At 71.7% G+C, this 20,980-nt stretch carries 15 protein-coding genes; 6 read left to right on the top strand and 9 right to left on the bottom strand.

Annotated elements, in window-relative coordinates; translation table 11 throughout:
• Positions 1–57: 57 nt before the first annotated feature.
• Together BXA10_RS10205 and BXA10_RS10200 are read right to left on the bottom strand one after the other, a co-directional pair.
• Positions 58–2,460 carry a PEP/pyruvate-binding domain-containing protein gene (locus BXA10_RS10205; RefSeq protein ID WP_076470051.1) on the bottom strand — a complete coding sequence of 801 codons (2,403 nt, stop codon included), beginning with the start codon at positions 2,458–2,460 and terminating at the stop codon, positions 58–60.
• Positions 2,461–2,541: 81 nt separating this feature from the next.
• Positions 2,542–3,330, bottom strand: coding sequence for an FkbM family methyltransferase (locus BXA10_RS10200; protein WP_076470050.1), 789 nt, complete (start codon positions 3,328–3,330; stop codon positions 2,542–2,544).
• A gap of 214 nt (positions 3,331–3,544) precedes the next feature.
• Between BXA10_RS10200 and BXA10_RS10195 the strand changes: the two genes are divergently transcribed.
• The 3 genes from BXA10_RS10195 to BXA10_RS10185 all read left to right on the top strand — a co-directional run bounded on the left by BXA10_RS10195 (position 3,545) and on the right by BXA10_RS10185 (position 8,728).
• Positions 3,545–6,355 (top strand): M14 family zinc carboxypeptidase, encoded by a 2,811-nt coding sequence (locus tag BXA10_RS10195; RefSeq protein WP_076470049.1) that lies wholly within the window; start codon positions 3,545–3,547, stop codon positions 6,353–6,355.
• A gap of 201 nt (positions 6,356–6,556) precedes the next feature.
• Positions 6,557–7,939 (top strand): glucose-6-phosphate dehydrogenase, encoded by a 1,383-nt coding sequence (gene zwf / locus BXA10_RS10190; protein ID WP_076470048.1) that lies wholly within the window; start codon positions 6,557–6,559, stop codon positions 7,937–7,939.
• 144 nt (positions 7,940–8,083) lie between these two features.
• Entirely contained in the window at positions 8,084–8,728 is a 645-nt protein-coding gene (locus tag BXA10_RS10185) for a TetR/AcrR family transcriptional regulator (RefSeq protein WP_076470047.1), read from the top strand.
• On the opposite strand, the gene BXA10_RS32700 is transcribed toward BXA10_RS10185, so the two are convergent.
• Positions 8,704–8,871, bottom strand: coding sequence for an MBL fold metallo-hydrolase (locus tag BXA10_RS32700; RefSeq protein ID WP_217696759.1), 168 nt, complete (start codon positions 8,869–8,871; stop codon positions 8,704–8,706). The two genes, BXA10_RS10185 and BXA10_RS32700, sit on opposite strands and share 25 nt — an antisense overlap.
• 195 nt (positions 8,872–9,066) lie before the next feature.
• Between BXA10_RS32700 and BXA10_RS10175 the strand changes: the two genes are divergently transcribed.
• Positions 9,067–11,370 (top strand): M64 family metallopeptidase, encoded by a 2,304-nt coding sequence (locus BXA10_RS10175; protein ID WP_217696756.1) that lies wholly within the window; start codon positions 9,067–9,069, stop codon positions 11,368–11,370.
• Between the two features lie 69 nt (positions 11,371–11,439).
• On the opposite strand, the gene BXA10_RS10170 is transcribed toward BXA10_RS10175, so the two are convergent.
• From BXA10_RS10170 to BXA10_RS31855, 3 genes are all read right to left on the bottom strand, one after another.
• Complete coding sequence (locus BXA10_RS10170) at positions 11,440–12,627, bottom strand: low temperature requirement protein A (protein WP_175649159.1); 1,188 nt, start codon at positions 12,625–12,627, stop codon at positions 11,440–11,442.
• Between the two features lie 219 nt (positions 12,628–12,846).
• A complete protein-coding gene (locus BXA10_RS10165) occupies positions 12,847–14,487 on the bottom strand; it encodes an MDR family MFS transporter (RefSeq protein ID WP_076470045.1) in 1,641 nt (546 codons plus the stop codon).
• Positions 14,484–14,951, bottom strand: a complete 468-nt coding sequence (locus tag BXA10_RS31855; RefSeq protein WP_076470044.1) for a MarR family winged helix-turn-helix transcriptional regulator — start codon at positions 14,949–14,951, stop codon at positions 14,484–14,486. Before BXA10_RS31855 ends, BXA10_RS10165 begins: the two co-directional genes overlap by 4 nt.
• 103 nt (positions 14,952–15,054) lie before the next feature.
• Here BXA10_RS31855 and BXA10_RS10155 point away from each other — a divergent pair, with 103 nt between their 5' ends.
• On the top strand, positions 15,055–15,636 hold the full coding sequence (locus tag BXA10_RS10155; protein ID WP_076470043.1) for a TetR/AcrR family transcriptional regulator: 582 nt from the start codon (positions 15,055–15,057) through the stop codon (positions 15,634–15,636).
• 105 nt (positions 15,637–15,741) lie between these two features.
• Here the strand turns inward: BXA10_RS10155 and BXA10_RS10150 are convergent, their stop codons facing one another.
• A complete protein-coding gene (locus BXA10_RS10150) occupies positions 15,742–16,902 on the bottom strand; it encodes a low temperature requirement protein A (protein WP_076470042.1) in 1,161 nt (386 codons plus the stop codon).
• A 254-nt stretch (positions 16,903–17,156) separates the two neighbouring features.
• On the opposite strand from BXA10_RS10150, the gene BXA10_RS10145 reads away from it, so the two are divergent.
• Positions 17,157–17,921 carry an SDR family NAD(P)-dependent oxidoreductase gene (locus tag BXA10_RS10145; RefSeq protein WP_076470041.1) on the top strand — a complete coding sequence of 255 codons (765 nt, stop codon included), beginning with the start codon at positions 17,157–17,159 and terminating at the stop codon, positions 17,919–17,921.
• A gap of 66 nt (positions 17,922–17,987) precedes the next feature.
• Here BXA10_RS10145 and BXA10_RS10140 read toward each other — a convergent pair whose 3' ends face one another.
• On the bottom strand, positions 17,988–19,076 hold the full coding sequence (locus tag BXA10_RS10140; protein ID WP_245828202.1) for an esterase-like activity of phytase family protein: 1,089 nt from the start codon (positions 19,074–19,076) through the stop codon (positions 17,988–17,990).
• A 157-nt stretch (positions 19,077–19,233) separates the two neighbouring features.
• Positions 19,234–20,922 (bottom strand): family 43 glycosylhydrolase, encoded by a 1,689-nt coding sequence (locus BXA10_RS10135; RefSeq protein WP_076470040.1) that lies wholly within the window; start codon positions 20,920–20,922, stop codon positions 19,234–19,236.
• Positions 20,923–20,980: the final 58 nt, after the last annotated feature.

Genomic DNA, 20,980 nt, shown 5'->3' with positions numbered 1-20,980 from the left:
TCACGTCGGGGACGGTTCGTTGATCGTCGCCCGTGCCGTGCCGCCGGCGGTTCCGGCTCACCGCACGGTCACCGTTCCCGCCGCGGCGTCCACCGTCACGACGTCGCCGGTCCGGATCCGCCGGGTGGCGTCGGGGACGCAGATGACGGCGGGGATGCCGTACTCCCGAGCGACCGTGGGACCGTGTGCCATGACGGCGCCGGTCTCCGTGATCAGCCCGGCGGCGGTGAGGAACAGCGGCGTCCAGCCGGGGTCGGTGGTCGGCGCCACCAGGATCTCGCCGGGTTCCAGGTGCGCGGTGGCCGGGTCACGCACCACCCGCGCCGGGCCGGTCGCCACCCCGGCCGCCGCGCCGACCCCCCGCAGCGCCCCAGCCGTTCCGGTCGGCGCGGGCAGCGCGGCCTCGAGGTCGGTGCCGTCCGAGAGGAGGGCCACCGGAACGCTACGGCGGCGCAGCTCCCGCTCGTGTACCGCTCGGCGGGCGGTGACCGTCGAGCGGTGATCGGTGCCCTGGTGCAGAGCCGCCGCGACCTCGTCCAGATTCAGGAACATGATGTCGTCGGGCCGCGCCAGCAGGCCGCCGGCCGCCAGTTCGGCGCCGATGAGCAGGAGCTGGCGCCGCATCTCGCGCAGCCGGTACAGGCCGCCGAACTTGCCGGCCTCCCGCAGGCCCGCCAGCGACCTGGCCCGGCGCAGCAGGAAACCGGCGAGACGGCCGCGGACCGGCCGCCTGCGACGGGCCCGTACGACGAGCCGGTCGAGGGTGGCCTCGGCGGTGGCCGCGGCACGGGCGAACCGGCGGTCGGGTGCCTGCTCGGGGTCGGTGACCCGCAGATAGTTGGCGATCATCGCGAAGACCGGCGCCGGGTCTTCCGCCCACCGGGGGATCCCGAGGTCGACCTCGGCGACGGCACGGTGACCGTACCGGTCCAGGAACGCCGCGAGCCCGATGTCGGGTAGCGTGCCGCGTCGGTACCGGTCGGCCAGCTCGGCGGGCGCGGTGGTGAGCAGCAGTTCGCGGTGGGGCCGGGCCCGTTCGCTGAGCCGCCACAGGGCGAGGTCCATCTCGATGGTGACGTTGTGCGGCATGCCGCCCAGCACGCGGTCGATCTCGTCGCGCTCGGCGATGCCCTCTAGGAGGTGGGCGGGCAGCGTGGCCGCCAGCATGCCCGCGACGATGGGCCAGACGATGTCGTCGGCGCCCGACGACGTGTTCTCGTGCTCCCGTACGAACCGGAGCCGGTCGGCGGCGGTGCGCGGCTCGGCCGTGGTGTCCGCGTCGGCCGCGAGCCGCTGGATCTCGCGGAACAGCCGGGTTCGGGCGGCCTCGGGCCGGGCCAGTGCCCTGACCACGCCGGTCAGCGCCCGCAGCGCCGTACCGGCGCTCGGCCCGCCGCCGTCGCGCCTGGCTCTGCGGCCGGGTCGCGGCGCGAAGCGGGGGTCGGCGAGCACCCGCTCCATCACCGACTGGGCCCGCGGGCCGAAATCCACTGCCATGAGCTTGACCAGGCGTTTGCGGGCGGACGGGTGCCGGGCCAGGTCGGTCAGGTCGCCGTAGAGCCGCCCGCCGATGTCGGTGACCTCGACCCGCAGCCCGAGGCTGGCGAGCATCGCCACGATCAGCGACCTCAGCGTGGACATGCCCATCGGGGTGACCGGACGCAGCATGCCTTGCACATGTCCGAACTCCAGGTACACGCGGGGCTCGGGGTCGTCGGTGGCCGGCGGGAGGGGGAACAGGGTGGTGATCGGCCGCGCCTGCAGCAGCCAGAGCACACCCTGCCGGTCGTACGCCCATTCGATGTCCTGCGGTGCGCCGAGCTGTCGCTGGAGCCGATCGCCCGCGGCGCGTAGTTCGTCGAGCTGAACGGAGGTCAGCAGGCCCTGGGCCGGCTGCGGTGACCCGTCGAGGACGTACCGGTCGACGTCGCCGGTGCCGTCCACGACGGCGGTGCCGGGACCGGCGGCGGCCTCGACGACCATCTCGGTCCGGCGGCCGGTGACCGGGTTCGCGGTGAAGAGCACTCCGGCGAGCGCCGGGTCGACCATCCGTTGCACGACGACCGCCATCCGCACTGTCGCGTGGTCGATGTCGTGGGCGTCCCGGTAGGCCACGGCGCGGTCGGTGTGCAGCGAGTGCCAGCACTTCTCGATCGCCGACAGCAGGTCGGCGGTGCCGGTGACGTTCAGGAACGTGTCCTGGATTCCGGCGAAGCTGGCGTCGGGAAGGTCCTCGACGGTGGCGCTGGAGCGCACCGCCACCCGTCCGCCGCCGAGCTGCCGGTACGCCGCGTCGATCTCGGCCTCCGGAAGCACGCCCGCCTCCTGGGCCTCGGTGGTGACGCAGAAGCCCGCCGGTACCCGCTCGCCGAGCCGGATCAGCTCCCCCAGCCCGGCCGCCTTGCCACCGACCAGCTCGGTCGTCGCGCCGGTCAGCTCGGACAACGCGATCACGCGCATCAGGCACTCCTTTTGCAATACGTCTGCATTGCAAAAGAACCTACCCTCTTGACAATGCACCTGCAATGCCAAGGGGTGTCGTCAGCGGGGATGTCGCATCCGGGACAGGCAGTACACGTCGCCGGAGTTGACCTCGTACGGCAGCGAGCGCAGGTACGCCGCCATCCGCGGCGCTGCCATCCACTGCGGGCAGGCCAGCGCCATGGTGTCGCCGAGCGCGAGGTTGAAGGCCTGGAAACCGAGCGCGGTGAGCCGGCGCAGGCACCGCTGCGCGAGCGCACGCTCGATCGTGGTGAACTCGAAGGAGAGCGCGGGCAGCGGGCGAGCCAGCCCGGCGAGCACCTCGTCCTCGTACCCCTCGACGTCGATCTTCACGAAGGCGGGCACCCCGTACTCGCCGATCAGCTCGTCGAGGGTCCTCGACGCGACGTCGATCCGCGCGTCCCACCGCTCCCCCTCCCAACCGGCCGCGCCGTCGGCGGCCCGGATGAAGTGCGGCGAGGCGGTGGAGATGGTGGGGTTGGCGGAGTTGACGTTGAAGGAGACCCGCCCCGCCTCGGCGCCGCAGACGGCCTCGACGACGATCACCTCGCCGTCGCCCGAATAGATGGAGCGCAGCGCCCGCGTGCAGGATGGCTGCGGCTCGACGGCGATCACCCGGGCGCCGAGGCGGCGGAAGCTGCCCACCCGGTCACCCACGTGTGCGCCGATGTCGAAGACGAGGTCGCCGCGCCGGACGAAGCGCGCGTAGAAGGCGTCCATGGCCGCCTCGCGCGCCGGATCACCGTAGTAGACCTCGAGTGAACGGCGTATCGAGACGGCCTCGGGATCCGTCTTCAGTGCCTCGACAGCGCCGGCTCGGGCGTCCACCTCCAGAATCTAGCCCGACCGACGTGAAGAGATCTCGGCTTCGGGAGCAGTGGTCTTCACGCGATCGCCGGAGACCTCCGGCTTCCCGCGCAATCGGGGTGACCGAGGCGGGTGGATGCCCCGACTTCAACGAACCCGAGTTGATCGCTCCTTGCCCAGCCGAACGTGCGGCCATAGGCTCCGGCCAATGTGACCCACCCGAGAGGGGAACTGCATGGCCCGGTCTAGGCGTCCACTCCGGATCGTCCCCGTACGGCGGCTGGCGAGCGCCGCCGCGATCGCTCTCCTGGTCGGCACGGTGCCGCTGCTCGGCGGCACCTCGGCCGGAGCCCGCCCGCCCTCCCCCACCCACTGCAGCACCGACCCCACCGCCCGACTGGCGGGCGTGCCCAGCCCCGAGCGGGCGCTCGGCTTCCCGCTCGGCCTCGGCCAGGAGCGGCCCGTCACCACCGACGAGATCCGCACCTACCTGCACACCGTGGACGCCGCCTCCGACCGGGTAGTCACCGGCGTACTCGGTACGAGCGGGCTCGGTCAGCCGCTGCCGTACGCCGTGGTGTCGAACGAGCGCAACGTCCGGCCGGCCGCCCTGCGCAGGATCGCGGATGACATCCGGGACCTGCGGGATCCGCGCCGGACCACGCGGAGGCAGGCCGACAGGACGGCCGCCGACTCCCCGGCCATCGTCTGGGTGACCGGCAACGTGCACGGCGGCGAGAAGAGCGGCGCCGACGCGGCGCTCAAGACGTTGTACGAGTTGGCCGCCGGCCTGTCCTGCGACGTCGCCGCGCGCAACGACAACCTCGTCACGATCATCGTGCCCACGCAGAACCCGGACGGCCGGGACGCGAGCCGGCGGCAGAACGAGTTCGGCTTCGACCTGAACCGCGACTGGTTCGCCCGTTCCCAGCAGGAGACCGACGGCAAGCTGGAGCTGATGCGCCGCTACCCGCCGCAGGTCTTCGTCGACGCCCACGAGATGGGCGGCTCGCAGTACTTCTTCCCGCCCAACGCCGATCCGATCCACCACGAGATCTCCAGCCAGTCGGTCGACTGGATCAACCGCATCGGCGAGGCCAACAAGGCGGGCTTCGGCTACAACGGCGCCTGCACCGAGACCGTCACCACCGAGTGCTACTTCAACTACGCCCGCTACGACCTGTTCTTCATGGGCTACGGCGACACCGTGCCGTCGGCCGGCTTCGGAGCCGCCGGCATGACGTTCGAGAAGGGCAGCGCCTCGGCGGTCGCCGACCGGGTCCAGCAGCAGTTCCACACCCAGTGGTCGACCCTGGGCTGGGCCGCCGCGAACAAGCGCGAGGTGCTGACCGGCTACTTCCGGATCTGGATTGACGCGCTCGCCCAGGGCCGGGCGGGCACGCTGGAGCCGAACGAGGTGGTCCAGCCGACCAACGAGGTCCAGTTCCCGGTCCCGGACCAACGGATCCGGTCCTACTTCCTGCTGCCCGACCGGCAGCTCGCCGACGTACGGCAGCTGGTCGAGCGGCTGCGCCGCATGGACGTCGAGGTGTACGAGGTGCAGCAGGCGACCCGGGTGCCTGACGCGCGGATCTTCGGCGGTCGCAGCGCCCGGAACGTGACAGTGCCGAAGGGCGCGTACTGGATCCCGATGGACCAGCCGCAGAAGCACTGGATCCAGGCGATCATGGGCGAGGACCCGTACACGCCGTTCCCCTACTTCTACGACGTCTCGTCCTGGAGCAACCCGCTACTGATGGGCGTACCGACCCTCTACACCGGCGACGACGTCCGGCCCAGGGCCAAGCTGGTCCGGCAGATCTCGGGCGGAAAGACCGGCCACGCCTCGTCCCGGGGCTCGTACGGCTACCAACTCGACTCGGCCGCCGCCGCGGAGTTCACGTTCCGCCTGCTCGATCGCGGGGTGCCGCTGCTGCGCGACGGTGCGAGCAGCGTCGTCCGGGTCGCGGCCGACCGCCTGACCCGGGAGATCGACGATCTGGCCGAGTCGCTCGGAGTGACCCTCACCCCGGGCGGGCCGGCCACCGGCACCCGGGTCGAACTGCCCGACGTCGGTCTCTTCGCCGGCACCGGCATCTCCACCACCTCCGGGTCGCACGGGGAGGCCCGGTACGTGCTCGGCGAGCGGTGGGGACTGGACCTGAAGCCGGTGACCACCGCCGACATCAATGACAACACCGAGGCGTTCACCGGCCGTACGGTGCTGCTCGTTCCGGACGGCAGCAGCTCGACCGGTGGCCTCACCGCCGCCGGGCAGGCCAACCTGCGCAACTGGATCGCGCAGGGGCACACGTACATCGGGCTGCGCAACGAGGGGACCCGGCTGGCCCGGGCCGCCGGGCTCACCTCCACGACGGAGAAGGCGAAGCCGGCCGGCTACCAGGTGATCGGCTCGCACCTGCGCGTCGACGTCGACTCCGACAGCCCGGTCGCCGCGGGACGCCCCGCGGAGGACTTCGAGTTCAACAACGGTGACCCCATCCTCAACGCCAGCACCACCGGCACCAACGTGCTGCGCTACCCGAGCGGGGACACGTTCTGGGCGAACGGCTACACGGTGGGTGTCGACGCGCTGCGCGGCACGGCGGCCCTGGTCGACGAGCCGACCGGCGCCGGCCGCTCGGTGCTCTTCGCGTTCAACCCGCTGTTCCGGGCGTACAACGAGAGCGGGCTGCACTTGGTGGCCAACGCGCTGCTCTACCCCACGGCGGGCGCCGCGCCCACCGCGCAGCGCGCGGCGACGGTCGATCCGGCCCGGGCCGCCGCGGCCCGGGCACCGGTGACGGAGGACCTGGGCGGCGGCTGGCGACCGGTCAGCATCGAGGTGGCGGACACGGACCTCGCGCGGACCCGGTCGATCGTCGAGCGGTTCACCGCGGACGCCCGCATCTCCGTGTCGGGCGGCTCGGCGTACCTGGTGATCCCGAACCCGCAGGGGTGGCAGGCCGACGAGCACCCGTTCCTGGGTGACCTGACCCGCGCTCTGCACGCGGCCGGGGTGCCGCTGCGGTCGCTGGTCGCCTGACGGTGGCGGGTGGTCCGGCCGGTCGCGGCCGGCCGGACCACCCGCGCCGACGGCACCCGCGCGCGCCGTGCTCGGGCTGGCCCTCTAACCTCCCAGGCAACTGTCCCGGTTTGTCGCGCAAGTCACGTGCCCGGACGTGGACGCCGGACTGGGCGCGCGAGAGTCTTGGAAAGTTGATTCCAAGATGAGGTGAACGTTGCCATGGACCTGCGCTCAGACGCTGTAGTGCTCTTCGGTGTGACCGGAGACCTGGTCGCCAAGAAGCTCTTTCCGGCGCTGTACGAGCTGACCCGCCGCGGTCGGCTCGACATGCCGGTCATCGGCGTCGCCCGCTCCCGCTGGGACCACCAGCAGCTGCTCACGGCGGCGCGCAAGTCGGTGCTGGAGGCGCAGGGCCGGGTCGACGACGAGGTCTTCGACGCCCTCGCCCGGAACCTCACGATGCTCTCCGGCGACTACGCCGACCCCGACACCTACCAGCGGCTCGCCGAGGCGCTCTCGGCGGCCGAGCGCCCGCTGTTCTACCTGGCCATCCCGCCGGCGGTCTTCACGCCGGTGGTCGACGGTCTGGCCGGCGCCGGCCTGGCCGCGCGGGGCCGCGTCGTCGTCGAGAAGCCCTTCGGCCGCGACCTGGCCACCTCGCACGAGCTGAACAAGGCGCTGCGGGCGGCCTTCGACCCGGAGCGGATCTTCCGGATCGACCACTACCTCGGCAAGGAGGCCGTCGAAGGGCTCCGGGTCTTCCGCTTCGCCAACCGGCTCTTCGAGCCGCTCTGGAACGCCGAGCACATCGCCAACATCCAGGTGACGCTCGCCGAGGGCTTCGGCACCGAGGGGCGCGCCGGCTTCTACGACCGGGTCGGCGCCACCCGCGACGTGCTGCAGAACCACATGCTCCAGGTAGTGGCCCTGCTCGCCATGGAGTCCCCGGCCGACGCCGGCGACGACGCGTACCGCGCCGAGGAGATCCGCGCCCTGGGCCAGGTGGAGCCGCTCTCGCCGGCGACCACGGTCCGCGGCCAGTACGCGGGCTACCGCGACGAGACGGGGGTCGCCGCCGATTCCAACACCGAGACCTTCATCGCCACCGAGCTGCGGATCAACTCGCCCCGCTGGGCCGGAGTGCCGTTCTACCTGCGTACGGGCAAGCTGATGCCGAGCACGGCCACCGAGGTCGTGGTGGAGTTCAAGACGCCGGAGCGCAACCTCGTGCCGGGCGCCGACGCAGCCGCGCCGGAGCCGAACCTGCTCCGCTTCCGGCTGGGCCGCCACGATGGCATCAGCCTCTCGGTCCAGGTCAAGCAGCCCGGCGCGGAGGTCACCGCCGTTCCGGTCGAGCTTCCGGTCGATTTCGACGCCACGCTCGGACACCGGCGGGAGGCGTACGAGCGGCTGCTCGACGACGCTCTGGACGGCCGGCACCTGCGGTTCGCACGCGAGGAGACGATCGAGCAGGAGTGGCGGATCGTCGAGCCGGTCCTGGATCTGCCGGAGCCGGTGCTCTCGTACCCCCGGGGCAGCTGGGGCCCGGCCGAGGCGCAGACGCTGGCCGGTCGCTGGCACGCGCCGACGACCGCGCACTGACAACCGACGAGAGCTCGCGGACGGCGGCGCGTCCGCCGCCCGCGGGCCCGCCCGGACCGGCCACGGCACGTTGCGCCGGCCGGCATCCTCCACCGACCGCCCGCACCCCGGGCGACAGGACTTAACCGACGTTAAGCTGGGGCGATGACACCAACCGATACCGCCTCCACCCGAGGCGCGGTGCCGGCCAGGCCGCGGCACACGGCCGCGGGTCGCCGCACCCGGGAGCGGATCGTGAAGACGGCGGCAGAGCTGATCTACCGCAAGGGCGTCGCCGGCACCAGCATCCCGGACGTGCAGCAGGCGGCCCGGGTCAGCGCCTCCCAGATCTACCACTACTTCCGGGACAAGACCGAGCTGGTGCGCGCCGTCATCGCGTACCAGGTCGAGCAGACCATCGAGAGCCAGCAACCGCATCTCGACCGGCTGGACAGCTTCCAGGCGCTGCGGGCGTGGTGCGACGCCGTGGTCACGGCGCAGGAACGGCACGACTGTGCGGGCGGGTGCGCGATCGGCTCGCTGGCGAGCGAGCTGGTCGAGACCTGCGAGCCCCTGCGGGGCGACCTGGCGCGAGCCTTCGACCGTTGGGAGACTCCGATCCGGGCGGGGCTGGGCCGCATGCGGCAGGAGGGGACACTCGTCGCGGAGGCCGACATCGACCAGCTGGCGAGCGCCTTGCTGGCGGCGGTCCAGGGTGGCCTGTTGCTCAGCCAGGTTCGGCGCTCGTCCCAACCGCTACGTGCCGCGATCGAGGCGGCGATCGGTCACGTGGAGAGCTTCGCCGCCTGAGCCCCGACCGACCGCCGCGGCGCGCCGGGGAAGCGCTTGAGGATCTCGGCGGTGCCGAACCAGTGGTCGCCGTGCCCGTGCGTGGCGTAGACGTACCGCAGCCGCTTGCCGGACCGCTCGACCCAGTCGCCGACCTTCGAGATCTACTCATGGGTGAACGGCGGGTCCACCAGCGGCCGGCCCCCGTCGCGCCCCGGCGGTGCGATCCCGAGGGCTATCCCACGGGTCGCCGGCCGGGTACGGTCCGGAAGATCGCGATCGATGACGGGCGTACGCCTCCCGGGCCGCGCGTCCGCCGGCCGCGAGCGCAGCCCGCCGATGGACGGAGGAGCGTAGAGGTGAGGATCAGAGCAGGGCTGTGTGTGGCCGCGATGCTCGCGGCCGGTCTGGTGGGGGCGGCGCCGGCCGCGGCCGCGGACGTGGGTAGCGCCACGGTGGTGCCGGTCCAGGTGACCGGGGATCCGGCGGAACGCTTCAACCTGGTGATGCTCGGTGACGGTTACACCGAGGCGGACATGCCCACCTTCCGCGCGAACGTCGAGAAGCACCTGAACACCCTGTGGACGATCGAGCCGTTCAAGTCCTATCGCAGCTACTTCAACGTCTACGCGATCGAGATCATCTCTGCCGAGTCGGGCGTGGACTGTGACCCGGGGCTGGGCGATCCGCAGCGGGACACCGTGCTCGGGATGGGCTTCTGGGGCGGCTGCAACCCCAACAGCGTGCAGCGGCTGCTCGGGGTCAACGGAGCGGCGGCGAACAGGTACGCCGACCTGGCGATCGGCACCAACCGGGGTAACCGGCAGCTCATCGCCCTGGCCAACAGCGACACGTACGGCGGCGCGGGTGGCGCCAACGCCACCGCGTCCGGCGGCAACGCGCTCTCCGCGCTGATCGGCCCGCACGAGATCGGGCACTCCCTCGGCGGCCTGCAGGACGAGTACGACTACTACGCCCGCGGCGTGGCCGGTGACACGTACGAGGGGCCGGAACCCTCGTCGGCGCACCACACCCTGCTCACCGAGCAGCAGATGCGCGACACCCAGGCCAAGTGGTGGCGATGGCTGGGCGAGCCGAGCGAGTCCGGTGGCACGATCGGCCGCTACGAGGGTGGGCTCTACCTGCAGAAGGGCGTGTGGCGCCCGAGCCAGCACTCGATGATGAAGTCGCTGGGCTTCTACTTCGACCAGGTCGCCCGGGAGCAGATGACCGAGCGGATCGCGAGCCGGGTCGACATCCTCGCCGGCGGCACGGAGACGGACCAGCCCATCGGCGCGGACCGGGTCGTACGGGTCGAGACCCTGCACCCGGTGAGCCACGAGCTGACGGTCGGCTGGACCGTCGACGGCACGGCAGTTCCCGGCACCGGCAACGCCCGCGACCTGGACCTGCGGACGCTGCGGCTGACCCCCGGCACGCACACCGTCACCGCCACCGTCACCGACCCGACGCCGTTCGTACGCGACCCGGCGCTGCGGGACTCGCCGTCCCTGACCCAGCGCCGTACCTGGACCGTCGACACCCGCGTCGCCACCCCCACGACGAACGAGCCACTCGCGATCACCGCTTCGACCGCGACCGACCGGCCGGTCGGCGCGCAGGATGTCGTGTACGTGGAGACCACCCACACCACCGACCGGATCCCGGTGGTGAGCTGGACCCTCGACGGCCGCCCGGTGGCCAACCCCGGCCACGACGGTGACCTGGAACTCGCCCCGCTCAACCTGGCCCGGGGCGCCCACCAGCTGACCGCGACGGTCACCGACCCGCAAACGGGCGAGTCGGTGACCCGTTCCTGGACGGTCGACGCGAACCGGCCCGACGTCGACTACGACCTCTCGGAGCCGTTGCTCACCACCGCGAAGCCCGGCAAGCCCACCGAGTACGTGTACAACGGCCCGTTCACCATGGGCCTGGCCGGCACGGACGACAGCCCGGGACAGGTCACCGCGGAGTTCCGGCTCGACGGCGACGGCTGGCACAACTACTACGGCTCGCCGAGCGACGCGAAGGCGCCGTTCCAGTTCAGCGCGACCGGCACCGTCGTGGACGACCTCGTCTACGGCAATCTCGGCTCGGGTGGCCTGTCGATGTCGTCGTTCGCGCCGCGCTCCCCCGGCTACGGCCGCCACACCGTGGAGTACCGGGGCATCGATGCGGTGGGCAACATCGGCTCGGCCGGGAAGTTCGTGGCCACGCTGATTCCGTCGCCGCCGACCTGCACGGACGTCATCTCCGGCCCGCGCACCGGCGCGCTGGTGGTCACCTCCGGGGTCACTTGCCTGCGCGCGGCGACCGTCACCGGCAGCGTGACCGTCCGGCCCGGGGCCGCCCTGGTCGTCGAGCGGTCCTCGATCACCGGCGCGGTCTCGGCGACCGGCGCGACGGCCGTGGAGCTGCTGAACAGCAGCGTGCGGGGTGCGGTCGCGGTGACCGGCACCACCGGTCACGTCACGGCGGTGGGCACCCGCGTGGAGGGCGCGCTACTGCTCACCGGAAACGCCACCGGCACGACGGCGGCCATCCTCGCCGGCAACGACGTGACCTCGCTGCACTGCTCGGGTAACAGCCCGGCCCCGGTCGACCTCGGCGCACCGAACACGGTGCGCGGCGGCACGTCGGGGCAGTGCCCCGGCTTGTAGCCCGCATCCCGGTCCGGGGGTGGTTGTCGTCGTCCCTGACGGCAACCGCCTCCGGCGCCGGGCCATTGGCTACAGCGGCGGGTTGCCCGCCCGACTCGACTGCCGGTGCAGCTCGTCGAAGAGGGCGACACCCACCAGGACCACCGCCACGCCGACGGCAGCGGCCATCGGCGGGAACAGCAGGGTGATCGGCGCGACCGCGCCCAGGGCCAGCAGGCCGAGGTAGAGCGCCAGGCTGCGCCGGGCCGGCTGGAGCTCCCGCTCGAGGAACGCCCGGCCGACCAGGAACAGCGCCGGGCCGCCGAAGATGACGACCACCAGCGCCCAGTCGATGGGATAGTCCGGTTCCCGGACGACCTGGCCGAAGCCGACCGCGCTGCAGATCACCCCGCCGACGATCAGCAGCAGACTGAAGTTCGACCGGTCGGTGAGGCGCATGGCAGGCCCGGAGCCGCTCGGATGCTCGGCCCGTTCGGACGACCGGTGGTAGAAGTAGATCCGCCAGTAGGCGACGACGGTCAGGAAGGCGGCCACGAGCACCGTCGTCCGGCCGACGGAGAGCCCGGGAAAGCTGACCGCGGCGCCGGTCTCGAGCACCACCTCGGCGAGGGCGATCATGAAGAACTGGTTGTACCGCTCGGCGAGGTGCTCGTAGACGATGTTGTATCGGGGACGGTTCGAACCGAACCCGGGAACGACCCAGGCCATGGCCAACCCGAGTACCTCGATGCCGACGGCGATGGTCCACAGGACGCCGCGAGTGACGTCGTCGTTGGCCGCGCCGGTGAGCCAGAAGACGGCGGACACCGTGTGCCAGCAGAGCATCCGCGCCGGCGATTTCCACCCCGGACCGCGCCGGAGCGCCAGCGCCAGGTGCAGTGGACGCAGGACCTGAAGGAGGACGTAGGTGACGGCGAAGATCACGCCGCGCGCGCCGAACGCCTGCGGCAACGACACGGCCAGCACCAACGTGCCGAACATCGTCACCACCAGCGCGATCTGGATGGTGGGGGAACGGGGGTCGTAGATGCTCGTGGTCAACGCGTTGATCGACCAGATCATCCACATCGCGACGAAGAACAGTAGGGTCTGGCCCGCCTCGGAGAGCAGCGTGTGCCGGACGATGGTCAGGTCGTCGGCGATCCGTCCGGCGAGACGGGCGAGCGCGAACACGTAGACGACGTCGAAGAGCAACTCCAGGACTGTCGCGCTGCGCGGGACCCCACCGCCGACCGAGCGGGGTCCGACACGGGTCACCATGCCCGACTTGCGCCGATTCGCACCTTCATCGCGGTCAGTTCTACCACGACCGTTCACGGCGGATGACCCACACGAACAGCCACAGGCGTGACAACCATCGGCCGTGCGACGCGAGCAGGAAGGTGTGGGGAGCGGACTCCACCCGACCCGGACACACCGAGGGCCGCCCCGCCGTCGAACGGCGGGGCGGCCCTCGGGCTACCGCGAGGCGGAGGTTCAGCGACCGGTGGCCGCGCGCTCCCGCCCGTCGTCGACGTTGACCTCGTCGAACGGCGGCGCACCGTCGACCGCGTCCGCGGCCACCGCCGCCGACCGGACGGAGTCCGGCAGGTCGATGCTCGTGCGCAGCGTGACCGGCTTGAGCGCCAGCGCGGCGATCACCCCGACCACCGCGATCACCGCGGAGATGAGGAAGATGTGCCCCGTGGCGTCGCCGTACGCGGCCCGGACGATGTTCTGGATCGCGTCGGGCAGCGCGGCGAGGTTCAGGTTGCTGGTCTCACCCGCGCCCGAGGTGGGAACGCCGGCGGCGGCCAGGTCATGGGTCATCTGGTCGGCGACCCGGCGGGCCAGGACGGCACCGAGCACCGAGACACCGATGGTGCCGCCGAGCGACCGGAAGAACGCCACGCTGGAGCTCGCCGCGCCGATGTCCTTGAGCGAGACGGTGTTCTGCACCGCGAGGACGAGGTTCTGCATGGTCATACCGACGCCCACGCCGACGAGGAACATGGCCCCGCCGATCAGGAACAGCGAGGTCTCGTGGTCGATCATGCCGAGCAGGGCGAAACCGACGACGAGGACGATCGAGCCGAACACGATGTACGGCTTGATCCGTCCGCTCTTGGTGATCAGCCGACCGGCGACGATCGAGGAGATCAGCACACCACCCATCATCGGGATGGTGAGCAGACCGGCCTCGGTCGGCGTGTAGCCACGCCCGATCTGGAAGTACTGGCCGAGGAAGACCGAACCGCCGAACATGGCCATGCCGACCGCGAGGCTGCCCAGGATGGCCAGCGCGGTGGTGCGCTCGCGGATGATCGCCAGCGGGACGACCGGCTCCGCGGCCCGCTTCTCGACCACCATCGCCAGGGCGAGCAGGATGACCGATCCGCCGACCATCGCGGCGGTCTGCCAGGAGACCCAGTCGAACGAGTTGTCGACGAACGAGATCCAGATGAGCAGCACGCTGACGCCGGCGGCGATCAGCGCCGAGCCGAGGTAGTCGATCTTGACGTTCTCCCGGCGCACGACGGGCAGCTTCAGCGTGGCCTGGAGCAGGACGAGCGCGATGATCGCGACGGGCACGCCGACGAAGAAGCACCACCGCCAGCCGAGCCAGGAGGTGTCGACGATGAGACCGCCGAGCAGCGGGCCGCCGACCGTGGCGAGGGCCATCACGCCACCGAGGTAGCCGTTGTAGCGGCCCCGCTCGCGAGGCGGGATCATCGCGGCGATCGCCACCTGGACGAGGGCCTGCAGGCCGCCGACCCCGATGCCCTGGAAGGCACGGGCGGCGATGAGCTGGCCGGCGCTCTGCGAGAAGCCGGCGACGATCGAGCCCAGCAGGAAGACGACGATGGCGAGCTGGATCAGGAGCTTCTTGCTGAACAGGTCGGCGAGCTTGCCCCAGATCGGGGTGGTCGCGGTCGCCGTCAGCAGGGTGGCGGTGACCACCCAGGTGTACTGGGTCTGCGAGCCGTTCAGCGCGCCAATGATCTTGGGCAGCGCCGTCGAGACGACCGTACTGCTCAGCAGCGCGACGAAGAGCACCAGCAGCAGACCGCTGAGTGCTTCGAGCGTCCGCCGGTGCGTCATCGGCTCGGCGCCGGCCGTTGTGGTGGGTGCGCTCATCGCGCGGCCTCCAGATTTTCGTGATTTTCGAGGGCGACCTCTAGGTCGCGGGTGAATCGGCGCAGCCCGGCGCCGAGCGCGGTGACCTCGTCCGCGGTCCAGCCGGCGAGGGCCCGGTCGAGCAGTCGGGCGTACCAGTCGTGGGCGTCGGTCAGGGCGGTCCGGCCGTCGGGGGTGAGTGCCAGGACCTGTGCTCGCCGGTCGGTCGGGTCGGGGCGCCGCTCGACCAGACCGTGCGCGACGAGGGTGGCCACGGCACGGCTCACGGTCGACGGGTCGAGCCGGGCGTGCAGCGCCAGCTCACGGGCGTGACAACCGTCGGCGAGCCCGTCGAGCTGCGACAGGATGCCGACCAGCCCCAGGGGGATGACCGGCCGCTCCTCGGCCCGGCGCTGCTTGATCAATCGGACCCCGCGGAGGAGGTCCTGAAGCCGGTGCACGAGTTCACGAGCGTCGGTGCCCATGATTCCCCCTCACCAGCAGATGGTTGCCCCACGCAAGCTTCTACAAAACTTGCCCAGCAGGCAAGTTTGCCGCCTGAGAACTGCGTCACGTACCGTGAATGTCATGGACGAGACCCCTGGGCTGCGGGAACGCAAGAAGGCAGCCACCCGACTCGCCCTGCACGAGGCCGCCCTACGGCTCGCCATCGATCAGGGGGTGGACGGCGTCACCGTCGAAGCGATCGCCGACGCCGCGAACGTCTCCCGCCGGACCTTCTCGAACTACTTCTCCGGCAAGGAGGAGGCGATCTTCCACGGCGACACCATGCGGCTACGTCGGATGTTGGAGCTGATCCGGGAACAGCCGACCGACGAGCAGCCCTGGACGGTGCTGACCCGGGCGGCGTTGCGGCTCACCGAGGAGACCGACCTCGGCAACGTGGAGTGGCTGATCCGACGGCGTCAGCTGCGGGGGCATCCCAGCCTGGCCTCGCACCAGGTCGCCGCGTACGCGGTGGTCGAGCGGGAGCTGGCCGCGGAGCTGGCGGGCCGGCTGCGCGGCGACGACGTGGGACTGCGGGCCCGCGTCCTCGCGGCGGTCTTCCTGACCACCATGCGGGTCGCCGTTCAGGACTCGACCGAGCACCCGGATCGACCGCTGCTCGACGTCGTCAGCGCCGCGCTCGCGGCCGCCGCGCCGGCCTGACGCCTGTTTCAGGAGACCGTGCCCAGCTGCGCCGGCCCAGCACCGCCCCGGCGGCGGACGACCGACAGTCGGCCACGACGGTGGACGAGCCGGGCCGGCACCCGGTCAGCGTCGCCAGACCGGAGGCGAGCGCCACTCGACCAGGGCCAGCGCGATCCAGGCCGCGGCGATGAGCAGGACGGCGACCAGTGGTGGTAATCCGCCCGCGCCGATCACCAAGGCGGCGACCGCCAGCCCGACCTGGGCGAACGCGACCTGCCGGGTCACCCGCACGTCGAACCCGCGGTAGACGACGATGCAACCGAGCAGCAGCGTCAACTGGCTGCCGCCGAGCAGCGGACCGGTCACGCCATGGTCGCCGTGCACCGCCTCCCGCGCGGCCACCTCGACGGCGACGCCGGAGGCCACGATCGAGCCGTACACCAGCAGGTGACCGTACGCGTAGAGGTAGCTGCGAACCACCAGCGCCCGGCCACCCCGAAGCGCCCGGTTGCCCGCCTCCTGATCGAAGGTGGACGCGAAGTACACCCACCAGATCCCGCAGGCGATCACGAAGCCGCCGACGCCGACCGCCACGGCAGTCGGCCGCCACCCGGTCTCGCCGATGCCGTTGGCGACCGCGAGCACCGCCTCACCGAGGACGACGATGGTGAACAAACCGAACCGCTCCGGCATGTGTGACCGCTGGACCGGCGCCCGCCCCGCCCAGGTGTACGCCAACGGCCCGGCCACTGCGGCGTTCAGGGCGAGCCCCACGCCCCAGAGCGCGTAGCGGCCCGGAGGCGGCACCAGCAGGGACGAGAACCACAGCACCGCATCGAGCAGGAAGCCCGCGGCATTCCACCAGCAGAACTCCCGCGCCCGCGTCCGGCGCCACCCGACCACTCCGTACATGCCCGCGAGGAGGGCGAGCAGCAGCCCGTACGCCAGCGAGTACGGGCCCGAGTCGTCGGCCACCCCACCGTCGAGCGTCGCCGCCAGCGCGAGCACTCCCAGCATCGCCACGAGCTGCACGAACCGGCTCGGCGGACGGTCGTCGTCGAAGAGATCCGCGAAGTACGAGAAGCTGAACCACAGCCACCAGATGGTGCTGATCAGGCCGGCGAAGACCAGCACTCCGTGGGCCGAGTGCCCCTCGTTGAGCAGCGCGCCGAGCTGGAACACGGCGACGACGAACACCAGGTCGAAGAAGAGTTCCAGCCAACTCGACCGGCGCGCCTCGGTGACACCAGCGGCCTCGGGAAGCCCGCCGGTCCGTCCTGTCACCTCAGCAGACTAGCCGCCGCTTATGCCCGTAAAATCGTTTTCTGTCTCGCCCGCCCGTCGCGGCCGAACCCGCGGGCGTGACCATCGGCCTGGCCTATACCCACCATCGCGATAGGCGATGGCCGACCCGAAATCGGCCGGCCCGGAGCCTGGTTGTGTCGGTTCGTTGGTCAAGTGGTGCCCGGTGTGCGGCGAGCCGATCAGGCCCCGCGCGCGGTGGCACCGAAACGTGAACTGCCTTTTGGAGCGAAGCCATGGGAATGTTGGACGGCAAGGTCGCGCTGGTCACCGGCGGCACCTCCGGGATCGGTCGGGAGAGTGTTCTCCTGTTCGCCAGGGAAGGTGCCAAGGTGGCCTTCACCGGCCGACGTCCGGACGCCGGCCGGGAGGTGGCCGAGGAGGTCACGAAGCTGGGCGGCGAGGCCCTGTTCATCGAGGCGGACGCCACCCACTTCGAGGGTGCCGCGGACGTCGTACGGCAGGTCGTGGACCGTTTCGGCCGGCTCGACGCGGCGTTCAACAACGCCGGCACCGCCAACGTCGGTCCGCTGACCGAGCTGGACGAGCAGTTCTGGGACAACCTGATGGACGGCAACCTGAAGGGCGTCTTCTTCTACCTGCAGGCCGAGGTCGCGCAGATGAAGCGGCAGGGCGGCAGCGGTTCGATCGTGTTGAACGGCTCGGTCTTCGCCGAGCTGGGCACGTGGGGCATCTCGGCGTACAGCGCCAGCAAGGGCGGGGTGGCCGCGCTGGCCCGCGCGGCCGCCGTGGAGCTCGGCCCCGACCAGATCCGGGTGAACACCGTCAACCCGACGGTGATCCGGACGCCGCTGACGGCCGGTGGCATCACCACCACCGACGAGGGTTCGGAGCACCACCCGCACGGCGAGCGGATCCCGCTCGGCCGGATCGGCGAGCCGGAGGAGGTGGCCCAGGTGGCCCTCTTCCTCCTGTCCGACCGGGCCTCCTTCGTCACCGGGCAGTCGATCATGGTCGACGGCGGACAGAGCGTCAACTGACGCTCGTCCGGTAACGGCACGACGCGACCTCGGGGAAGTGGCAGGCGCACCCAACGGTGCGGGCCGCTACTTCCCCGACGTCGTACGGCGGCGCGCGCGAGCGACCAGCGCCACGGCGATGAGCAGCACACCCAACGCGCCGGCCGCCATGGCGGCGCGGGACACGACAGTGATGTCGCCGTCCGTTCCGTCCGCGGACCGTGCGATAGGCGTCGGGCCGATCGGCTCCGGCGTGCGGGCCGGCGAACCGGACGGCGCAGCGGCCGTCAGCGGGTAGCGCAGGACCGTCGGCCGTGTCCCAGCCGGCTGGTCGGCGGTCTCGGAGACGGTGAGCAGCGAGCGCCCGTCGGGGCTGTAGCTGACCGACTCGCCCTGCGGCTCGTCCGGCAGCGGGGTGGCGCGGGGGGTGCCACCGGTCAACGCCGCGATCACGTCGCCGTCCGCGACGTCGAACTCGAAGGCGTCGGCGTACGTGCGCAGCACCACCCGGCGTCCGTCCGGCGCGGTGGCCGCACCCGTGACGGCCGAACGGCCCAGCAGGCCGTACGGGTTGCTGGTCGTCGAGGCGGGCAGCTTCACCTGCCCCACCTTCGCCAGCGGAACGGTCACGCCGGGCCGCAGGGCGGCGGTCGGGGCGTACAGGTTGGCGGAGAACTTCGTGACGACGACCGGACGGCCGTCACCGGTCACCAGCATGGCCTCGGCGTCGTGCGGGCCGTCCGGGTACCTCATCCGGTGCAGCACGGGCCGATCGGCGCCCGGCGCCAGCTTCCACACCGCGATCGTCTCCCGGGAGCGGTCGTTGTCGCCGACGTCCGCCACCCAGACCGTCCCGTCGGCGCCGACGGCCAGGTCCTCGGTGTCGAGCGGACGCGTCGGGTACGGCACCGCACGCACGACCGCACAGTCCCGGTCGAGGAAGAAGATCCGGCGGCGCGCCTCGTCGTCGGCGCCATCATTGATCATCACGAACCCGTCGTCCGTGGCGACCATCCCCGAGAGCTCGGTCAGCCGAGGGTCCCGCACCTCGCAGGCCCGCTCACCCGGGGCCGCCGACCGCGCCTGCGCCTCGACCGGCAGTGCCACCCCGGCCAGCAGGAGAAGGGCGCCCACCAGCGCGCCACGCCACTTCCCCACTCCGCCATCTGCCCGCATCCCCGCAATCTTTCCACCGCCGGGTGCTCCGCGTGGGCGGCGACAGGACCTTGCCGTCCCGTCGGGTTCCCGACGCCAGCGTGCCGGCGTCGGTCGGCCGGGACGGGCACCGGACACCGGTGCCGGCCACCCATGGGGGCCGGCACCGGTGATCGGGTCAGGCGGCGTTGAGTGACGCGGCCAGGGCGTCGGCGAACGCGGTGTCCGCCGGGGCACCGCTCACACCGATGCGCCAGGTCCCACCGGCCAGGTCCCCGACGGGCAACGACCGGCCACCCGGCTGCCACAGGGGCTGCCACGCGATGGAACCGCCCGCGCGGTTGAACCAGCGGTTGTCCTCGCTCCAGGCCGATCCGGCCCGGTAGGCGGCCACCAGGGTGGTCGACTCATCGGTGGCGAGCGTCCACGGGGAGAAACCCGCGGCGTCCCCGTCGCGGTCCGCGCCCGCGGGGTCCCCGAGCCGGGGCAGGCCCGAGTCCAGGTTCCACGCGGCCTCCCAGACCGGGGCCGTGGTCGGGCCCGTCACGTGCCACAGGAAATCCACGTCCACGGTGCTCGGCGCGAACCGGAACCGCCAGTCGACGGTCACCGGCTCGTCACCGAGCGGGATGCCGGTGAGATTCAGGTCGGTGCCGTCGGCCGACACGGTCACGCCCGCCGCCGCGCCCGCGGTGTCGGTGGGCCCGAAGGTTCCCACCGCGAGGTACGGCGCCGTGGAGCGGAACGACGAGTCCGTCACCGCCCGGTACTCGCCGCGCCCGGCCGGGTCGGCGGCGTACGAGACCAACCGTGCCTCCGGTGCGGTCTGCACGACCGCCCGGTAGTACGGCGTGCTGACGACCTGCCCCTTCGTCACCACCGGAGTACTCCAGTCGAGCGGCGCGAGCCAGAGGCCACCCTGCCCCCAGCCGGCGCCGGTGACGTACCACTGGCCGCCGTCGGTGTCGTCCTTGACCACCTCGGCCGCGTGCGCCCTGATCCGGCCGACCAACTGGTCGACGGTGAAGTGCAACGGGTCCGAGCTGCGGTAGACCCGGGTGTCCTGGTAGCCGCTCTCGCAGCAGACGAAGAGGTACCAGGAACCGCCCTGACGCACCACGAACGGCGACTCGGTGGGCCCGCCGAAGGTGCCGGTGGCCGGGTGCTCGAAGGCCGTCTGCCGGTCGCTCCAGTGCAGGAGGTCCCGGCTCGTGCGGTACGCGACGATGTGGTGGCCACCAGCGGGGGTGCTGTTGGCGGTGTAGTACATCACCCACTCGTCGCCGACCCGGGTGACCATCGGATCCCGCCCGTCGAAGCCGTCGGTGAACAGCGGGTTCGTCGAGCTACGGGTCCAGTGCGTCAGGTCCTTGGACGTGGCCAGGTGCATCCGGTACGCCTCGTGGTCCGGGGTGCCGCCGGCATAGAACATGTAGTAGGTGCCGCCGTGGAACAGCACGTACGGAGCCCAGATGTGGGTCTCCCCCGCGCTCGGGTCGGCCGCCAGGGCGAACGGCTGCTTGGTCCAGGGGCCGCGCGGCGACGGCGCCGTGGCGTGCCCGAAGAACTTCTCGTCCAGCGGGTTGGCCGGCTCGGCGTGCGTGATCGCGAAGACGTGCCACAGGCCCGTCCTGCGGTCCCGCACCATGGTGTGGTCGTTGTAGTACCAGGGCTCGCTCTCGCCGACGCTCGGGTCGTACACGTTCACGAACTCACCGGCGGTGACCTCGGTGGACCGGTTCTCGTACGGCTGGTTGTCGACTCCGGCGGGCCCGGCGGCGCGGGCCGGGGCCGGGGCCACGACCAGCCCCACGGCGAGGGCGAGCAGCGCGGAGATCCGGCCGGCACGGGAAGGTGGGCGGGGCATCGCATTCCTCCACACGGATGGATGGACGTTCCGGGGGTGCGGTGGGTGCGGGTGGGTC

Source organism: Micromonospora avicenniae, from assembly GCF_900156065.1.
Lineage (GTDB): Bacteria > Actinomycetota > Actinomycetes > Mycobacteriales > Micromonosporaceae > Micromonospora > Micromonospora avicenniae.
The sequence above is the reverse complement of the archived record's forward strand: the minus strand, read 5'-3'. Positions and strand labels throughout refer to the sequence as shown.